Annotated in this window: 4 protein-coding genes; all 4 read right to left on the bottom strand. The window is 65.8% G+C overall.

The features are described 5' to 3' along the window. Positions 1-93: 93 nt before the first annotated feature. The gene (locus DMC18_RS21300; protein ID WP_110133292.1) at positions 94-291 is read right to left on the bottom strand and encodes a helix-turn-helix transcriptional regulator; all 198 of its coding nucleotides are present in this window, start codon (positions 289-291) and stop codon (positions 94-96) included. Continuing rightward, complete coding sequence (locus DMC18_RS21295; RefSeq protein WP_110133291.1) at positions 288-695, bottom strand: hypothetical protein; 408 nt, start codon at positions 693-695, stop codon at positions 288-290. The genes DMC18_RS21300 and DMC18_RS21295 overlap by 4 nt, the downstream gene beginning before the upstream one ends. 83 nt (positions 696-778) lie before the next feature. Further along, complete coding sequence (locus tag DMC18_RS21290; protein WP_110119177.1) at positions 779-3,118, bottom strand: GH92 family glycosyl hydrolase; 2,340 nt, start codon at positions 3,116-3,118, stop codon at positions 779-781. A 62-nt stretch (positions 3,119-3,180) separates the two neighbouring features. Then, a complete protein-coding gene (locus tag DMC18_RS21285; protein WP_146218159.1) occupies positions 3,181-4,047 on the bottom strand; it encodes a hypothetical protein in 867 nt (288 codons plus the stop codon). Positions 4,048-4,149: the final 102 nt, after the last annotated feature.

The following is a 4,149-nucleotide window of genomic DNA, read 5'->3' as shown; positions in this document are numbered from 1 at the left end:
GGGTTGGGTGGGGGTGACAGCAGCCTTGCCGGCTGAACCGCCGCATCACCCCCATCCCCGGCCCTTCCCCCATCAAGGGGGAAGGGAGACGTCTTACCGATGCGGGTTCTCGAAGATCTCTTCGATCGGCCGTTCGAACACGGCGGCGATGCGGTAGGCCAGGTCGAGCGAGGGATCGTGCTTCTCGGTCTCCAGGGCGTTGACCGCCTGGCGCGAGACGTTCAGCACCTGGCCCAGCTGCTCCTGGGTCCAGCCGCGCTCGACGCGCAGCAGCTTCAGGCGGTTCTTCAACGGGTGCTCCGCACGAAGACGGCCGTCAGGCCGAACATGACCCAGAACAGCGGCAGGATCAGCCAGCCCGGGGCGTGCGGCGCGTGGGCGTAGCTCTCGCCGAAACCCCAGCCGGTGAACAGGGCGATGGACAGTCCCGCGGCGATGATGAACTGGCGAGCCAGGAGGCCGCGCACGAACTCGTCGGACTCGGCCATCAACGCCAGCAGCGCCCAGATCTGTCCGACCACCGGCGCGGCCACCACCAGGGCCAGCAGCCAGGCCGCGACCGGGTTGGCGCCCACTTCGTCGAAGGCCCCGAAGATCGCGCCCATGTTGACCACCACGTACGGGATGGTGAAGGCCATGATGCGGATCGTGTAGCGCTTCTGCGCCGAGGTCTGGAATTTGCCGATGGCCAGCATGGCTCGCCTCCCGTTGATGTAAGGCAAACCTGACACGGACAAAATGTCATGTCAACCTGACACAATGTCAGGAAAACGCGACATCACTTCGGATAGGGCGTCAGCGAATACGGCCGAGCGTCAACCTTGACGCCCCAGGCCTTGTTCGGCGTCGCGCCCATGGTGAAGACCAGCTCGCCGCCAGCCCGGATCTCGGCGTCGCGCAGGAAGACGCGGTCCAGCGGCTTGCCGTTCAGGGTGACTCTGGCGACGTAGGGATGGGCGTCCGACAGCCCCTGCGCCCGCACCGTGAAGCGCTTGCCGCCGTCGAGGGTCAGCACTGCCCGCTCCACGAACGGCCGGCCGATGACGTATTCGTTCGAGCCCGGCGCGACGGGGTAGAAGCCCAGCGCCGTGAACACCAGCCAGGCCGACATCTGGCCGAGGTCGTCGTTGCCCGACAGCCCCTCGGGCGTCGGTTTGTACTGGCTTTCGACGATCTGCTTCAGACGCGCCTGGGTGCGCCAGGGCGCGCCGGCATAGGCGTACATGTAGGCCACGTGGTGGCTGGGCTCGTTGCCGTGGATGTACTGGCCGATCAGGCCGGCGATGTCCTCGGCGTGCGAGTAGTCGAGCTTGGAGTTGTCGTACTCGAACATGGCGTCGAGCTTCTTCACGACCGCCGCGTCGCCGCCCATCGTGGAGACGAGCCCGCCCAGGTCGTGCGGCGCGAACCACGAATACTGCCAGGCGTTGCCCTCGGTGTAGTCGGAGCCGTAGTTGATCGCCGTCGGGTCGAAGGGCTCGCGGAAGGTCCCGTCGCTCTTTCTGGCGCGCAGGAAGCCGGTCTTGGCGTCGAAGCTGTTGCGCCAGTTCAGCGACCGCTTCTCGAAGGTCGCCGCGATATCGGCCTTGCCCAGAGCCTTGGCCATGCGGGCGATGGTCCAGTCGTCGAAGGCGTATTCGACGGTCTTGGAGGCCGCCTCCGGCTCGCGGTCGATCGGCACGTAGCCCAGGGTCATGTAGTCGGAGAGCCCGCCATAGGGGCCGTAGGTCGCGCTCTTGACCATGGCGTCCAGCGCCGCGTCGGCGTCGATGCCGTGGACGCCCTTCAGCCAGGCGTCGGCGATCACCGGCACGGCGTGATAGCCGATCATCGTCCAGGTCTCCTGGCCGTGGAACGCCCAGACCGGCAGGATCCCGTAGGGGCTGACCTTCTGCGAGGCGACCAGCGAATTGACGAAGTCGGCGTTGCGCTTCTCCGGCTGCACCAGGGTCAGCAGCGGATGCTCGGCGCGGAAGGTGTCCCACAGCGAAAAGGTCGAGTGATACGTAAAGCCTTCAGCCTGGTGCACCGCGTTGTCGGGTCCGCGCCAGCGGCCGTCGACGTCGCCGGAGACGCTCGGCGCGATCAGGGCGTGATAGAGGGCGGTGTAGACATTGGTCCGCATCGGCGCGGGCGCAGCGATGTCGAGCGCCCCCAGCGCCTTCTCCCAGTCGGCCCGGGTGCGCGCCCGCAAGGCGTCGAAGTCGAAACCCTTCTCGTCGCTGTCGAGATTGGCCAGGGCCCCGGCCTCGTCGACGGTGGAGATGGCCACCTTCGCCACCAGCGGCCCGTCGATCTGGCCGAAGTCGAAGACGCCGACCAGGGCCCGGCCCTCCAGTTGGGCGCGGTCATCGCCGCTGCGGCCCGGCTGCTTGAAGCCCTTGTAGGGCACGTCGGTCTCGGTGCTGGTCAGGCTGCGGGCGACCATCGGCCGGCTGAAGCGGATGGCGAAATAGAGCTGCCGGCCCGGCGCCCAGCCGCGCGTCTCGCGCATGCCCGTGACCGTGCCGTCGTCGCGCACCCGGATCCGCGACCAGGAAACCTTGCCCGGATAGTTGTAGATCGAGCTCCTCAGGTCGAGCAGCACCTGGGCCCGCGCCCCGGGCTCGAACGTGTAGCGGTGCATGCCGGTGCGCGTTCCGGCGGTCAGTTCGGCCCGCACATGGCTGTCGGTCAGGGTGACGGCGTAGTAGCCGGGCTGGGCGATCTCGCCGTCGTGGGTGAAGCGCGAGCGGTAGCCCGAGCCAGGGACCTTCGGATCGCCGGGCTCCAGCCTGGCCTCGCCGCTGACCGGGGCCAGCAGGATGTCGCCGAGATCCGAATGGCCGCTGCCCGAGAAGTGGGTGTGCGAAAAGCCGAGGATGGTCGGGTCCGAGCGCCGATAGCCGGCGGCGCGGGCGTAGCTCTGCTTGAATGGCAGGATGTCGGTGTCGGGCGACAGCTGCACCATCCCGAACGGCGCCACCGCGCCGGGGAAGGTGTGCCCCTCCCCGTCCGTGCCGATGAACGGATCGACGGCCTCGTAGGGGGTCTCCCATGGGATCTGGGCCGGAGCCTGAGCGAGGGCAGGAGCCGCGCAAAGGGCCACGAGCGCGGCAAGCACCAGTCCAGGACGCATGGCTTCCTCCTTACAGAAGAAAGCAAACCTAGATGGAGCGAGCCGCGCAGCGCTAGCCTTGTTTACATCTGCACATCCATGACCACCTCGGCCGCTTTCCGCACACCGCCATCGTCATAGGCCACCTCAAAGCGATTGATCCCCCGAGCAAAATGCTTCGCCAACGCCTTCGCGCCGATTGCAGCGATCGCCGAAGTTCGACCTTCCTTGGACTGAATATCACTCACAGCCAGAGTGAGAGGCTCGACACTCTTTCCGTTGACGTTGTCGATAACGAATTTGGAGGGCAACGCCCCTTCGAGCGAGATCTTGATCTTGAAGGTGTCGTGCTTGGGCTGGTCCAAGAAGTCGTCCAGCATGAACTCCGCATCGAAACCGCCCGCCAAGCCCGACAGATCCACGACACGCTGGTTGGAAACAGGCGCAACCTCGAACCGCAGGGCGTTCACGGTGGCGACGTCGAACACGGTGCCCGGCGGCAACTCGGCATTACCTCCCGGCACGAACAACACCGGCCAAAGCAGCAACAGACCAACGGTCCAAACGACGGCCTTATGGCCCGAACCTTCCTTGTGGTAGCCGCCCGAAAGCATGACGATCTGCCCGTCAACCGAGCGGGTCTCCACGCCTCCAATCGAGATGTTGCCCTGCGTACCTCCCATGTTGCGGCGCTTGACCTTGTCCACGCGGCAGGTTGCCGGTGTGCCGCCTTTAATGAAAATGACACCACGGCTCTCGACATCGCGCCACACGCGACAACCAACGACCGTGCCTACATCGCCGCCTCCCCGTGCACTGGAGACGCCCTCATCTAGGGTCAGAAATAATCGCGTGCCGGCATCCAGCACAGGGACTGGCGCAGCCGAAGCTGCACACACGCCCATTTGTAGCGCCGCAACGATCGCGGCGGCAGCCATCACCTTCTTCATTTGCCTCCCCCCTTTTGAGATGCAGTAATCAACTTAGAAGGTGATCGCTCGCGGAGTCCATTCACCTCCCAATAGGTCCGCTGAAAGCCCGCATACCCTTTT

This window comes from Caulobacter sp. D5, assembly GCF_003185805.1.
Taxonomy (GTDB): Bacteria; Pseudomonadota; Alphaproteobacteria; order Caulobacterales; family Caulobacteraceae; genus Caulobacter.
This window is presented reverse-complemented; position numbering and strand designations above follow the sequence as displayed.